Here is a 3,584-nt window from a genome sequence, read left to right as displayed (position 1 = left end):
AAAGGAGCACTTGTGTATGATTAAATCTGTATTGAAAAAGCAAAATCTATCGAATAAAAAATTCACTATCGGTTTAATCCAAATGTCGATGGAATCTAATCCAAAAGACAATTTAAAGAAAGCCAAATCGTTTGTAGAGAAAGCCGCAAAGAATGGAGCAATGGTAATTTGTCTGCCCGAGATGTATAAGTCTTTATATTTCTGCCAAAAAGAAGAACACGATTATTTCAAGCTTGCCGAACCAATGCTCGGTGAATCCGTGCAAACTTTCCAAAAGATTTCAAAGAAGTATAAAGTTGTAACAATCGTTCCGATCTTTGAGAAACGAGCCTCCGGTATTTATCACAATAGTCTTGCTGTGATTGACACGAATGGCAAAGTCGCCGGAACTTACCGCAAAATGCACATTCCCGATGACCCAGCGTATTACGAGAAATTTTATTTCACTCCGGGAGATTTGGGGTTCAAGTCTTTCAACACAAAGTTCGGAAATATTGGAACTCTCATCTGTTGGGATCAATGGTATCCCGAAGCGGCGAGACTGACTGCACTTCAGGGTGCGGAAATTCTTTTCTATCCGACAGCAATCGGTTGGCATCCTTCTGAAAAAGATAAATACGGAGCGAAGCAAAAAGAATCGTGGATAACCGTTCAACGCGGTCATGCAGTGGCAAATGGAATTTATGTCGCTGCAGCAAATCGATTGGGACATGAGAAACTCGATAAAGAAAGTAATGGAATTGAATTTTGGGGTTCATCTTTTATATGCGATCCGCAGGGTGAGATCGTTGCCCAGGCTTCAAGTGATAAGGAGGAAATAGTTTACGCAGAAATAAACTTGAGTTATGTTGAATCTGTCCGGCAGCACTGGCCCTTTTTGCGTGATAGAAGAGTCGATGCTTATTGTGACATAACAAAAAGATTTATTGATTAATTGAGAACAATTTCACAGAGACGCACAGAGTAGTCACGGAGAGACACAGAGAAATTTATGAATAACCAAAATATATTAACACAAAAAATTATTGGATGTGCAATTGAAGTGCATAAACATTTAGGCCCTGGATTATTAGAATCGGCATATGAAGAATGCTTATGCTTTGAGCTTCATCAAGAGGGTTTGAAATTTGAAAGACAAAAAGCGGTTCCAATTATTTACAAAGAAATAAAATTAGAATGCGGATATAGGTTAGATATTTTAGTTGAAAATGAAATTGTAATTGAGATTAAATCCGTTGATGCAATCTCTCCTATTCATCAAGCTCAGGTTTTAACTTATTTGAGATTCGCAAATAAAAAATTAGGTCTATTACTTAACTTTAATGTAAGAATATTGAAGGATGGAATTAAACGATTTATCTTATAACCTCTGTGTAACTTTGTGTCTTCTCTGAGTGACTCTGTGATACAAGAATATTGAACTAACAATGAGACCTCTCAAATGGAGAGAATCTCTGTGCCATAAAGATATTGAATAAACAATAATATCTCTCAAATGAAAATAGAAATCGAATTAAAGAATCCACTTCTCCCAGCCGAATGGGAAAAGCACGAAGCCACATACATCGGCTGCCCTCACAATAAAAACGATTGGCCTGGGAAATTTACACCGATACTTTGGGTTTATGGCGAAATTGTTAAACGAATTTGTGAAGGAGAAATCGTGAGAATATTCGTCAACGATAAAACCCATGAACAATCTGCAATTAGAATGTTGAGAAAAACTAATGCTGACCTTTCAAATATAGAATTCATAAAACTAAAAACAGACCGGGGCTGGCTTCGAGATTCTTCCCCTGCATTTGTGAAAACAAACGAAAGCAAAATGCAAGCCGTGCAATTCAGATTTAACGGCTGGGCGAAATATCCGAATCATAAATATGATTTGAGGATTCCACAAACAATCTCAAGAAAATATCAACTCCCTTTAATTCCAGCACTACACGAAAATCGTCATGTTATTTTGGAAGGTGGCGCAATTGATACAAATGGTCGAGGAACACTCATCACAACAGAAGAATGTTTGATGGATACGAAGGTTCAAGTGAGAAATCCAGGATTTACAAAAACAGATTACGAAGAAGTATTTAAAAAGTATCTTGGCATAACAAATGTTCTTTGGCTCGGTAAAGGTATAGCCGGCGATGATACGCATGGACATGTTGATGACCTCTGCAGGTTTGTAAATCCAAATACAGTCGTAATAGTTCAAGAAAATAATCCTAAAGATGAAAATTATATTTCACTTAAAGAGAACCGAGAGCGGCTTGAGACTATGACTCTTCAAGATGGGTCGAAAGTACAAGTTGTGGAACTTCCAATGCCCGAACCGCTCTACTTTGATGGACAGCGTCTTCCAGCAAGCTATGCGAATTTTTATATTTCGAACGCTTACGTTATAGTCCCGACTTTCAACGACCCAATGGATAGAATCGCTCTCGGAATTTTGGCTGAACTATTTCTTGATAGAAAAGTTGTTGGAATTCATTCGGTTGATCTTGTCTGGGGGCTTGGAACTATTCACTGCTTAACTCACGAACATCCAGCGGAGTAATTCGATAAATGTGGATTCTCCTCGCATTCGGTGTTGCACTTTTCGACTCGCTTAAAAATGTTGCTGCTAAAGCTACACTCAAAAATGTCGATGAGTATGTAGTAGCATGGAGCAATTGTTTTTTCTCTGCGATCCTTCTAACTCCGGTTTTGTTTTTCGAGCTGCCCGAAATCAAGCCGATGTATTTTGCAGGATTATTTGTCAGCGGAAGCTTGAACGTTGCCGCACTTGTATTTTTTATGAAATCAATCAAGCATTCCGATTTATCGATAACCGTACCTCTTACAACATTGTCTCCTCTTTTATTATTAATTACTTCACCAATAATTGTTGGTGAATTTCCAAATTCACAAGGCATTGCGGGAATGGTTTTGATTGTACTTGGTGCTTATTTATTAAATTTAAAAAGCAGCTGGAACGGATTTCTTGCACCATTCAAAGCAATTATATTTGAGAAAGGACCGAGATACATGCTGTTTGTTGTTTTACTCTGGAGCATCACAGCAAACTTTGATAAGATTGGAGTTGTTAACTCATCTCCGTTGTTTTATTCATTTACAATTCAAGCATATATTGGATTTGTACTTTTATTGTTCGTGATTCCAACATTTAAAAATCATCCAGATTTATTCAAAAAGAATTTTAAAGCGTTATCAGGAATCGGAGTTCTCTCTGCTCTCACAATCATTTGCCACATGATTGCAATAAGCTTAACGATTGTTCCTTATGTAATTTCAATCAAGCGTACAAATTCAATATTGAGTGTAATCTTCGGAAGAATTTTCTTTAAGGAAGGAAATTTGAAGGAAAGATTAACTGCGGCAATTTTGATGTTTATTGGAGTTTTGTTGATTACTTTTTCTTAGAATGAATTTCTTTGAAAATTTAATCAGTGATAACCCGTCGAAACTTGCCTGCGGCAAGCAGGTCCGTGTCATCTGTGTTCTACTTGCTTAGCTATTTCTACTTTAGGTAAATCATTTTCTTCGTCTGACTTTGTCCATTAAACTCAAGTGTATAAAAATAAATT

4 protein-coding genes are annotated in these 3,584 nt (G+C 37.0%); all 4 read left to right on the top strand.

Annotated features, from left to right (window positions below; genetic code table 11):
* The first annotated feature begins 16 nt into the window (after nt 1–16).
* The 4 genes from FJ213_13045 (at nt 17) to FJ213_13030 (ending at nt 3,420) form a co-directional block, all read left to right on the top strand.
* Nucleotides 17–934 carry a carbon-nitrogen hydrolase gene (locus tag FJ213_13045; protein MBM4177077.1) on the top strand — a complete coding sequence of 306 codons (918 nt, stop codon included), beginning with the start codon at nt 17–19 and terminating at the stop codon, nt 932–934.
* Nucleotides 935–991: 57 nt separating this feature from the next.
* Nucleotides 992–1,366 carry a GxxExxY protein gene (locus tag FJ213_13040; protein MBM4177076.1) on the top strand — a complete coding sequence of 125 codons (375 nt, stop codon included), beginning with the start codon at nt 992–994 and terminating at the stop codon, nt 1,364–1,366.
* 129 nt (nt 1,367–1,495) lie between these two features.
* Complete coding sequence (locus FJ213_13035) at nt 1,496–2,554, top strand: agmatine deiminase family protein (GenBank protein ID MBM4177075.1); 1,059 nt, start codon at nt 1,496–1,498, stop codon at nt 2,552–2,554.
* Nucleotides 2,555–2,562: 8 nt separating this feature from the next.
* A complete protein-coding gene (locus FJ213_13030) occupies nt 2,563–3,420 on the top strand; it encodes an EamA family transporter (protein MBM4177074.1) in 858 nt (285 codons plus the stop codon).
* Nucleotides 3,421–3,584: the final 164 nt, after the last annotated feature.

The organism is Ignavibacteria bacterium, from assembly GCA_016873845.1.
GTDB lineage: Bacteria > Bacteroidota > Ignavibacteria > Ch128b > Ch128b > JAHJVF01.
This window is presented reverse-complemented; position numbering and strand designations above follow the sequence as displayed.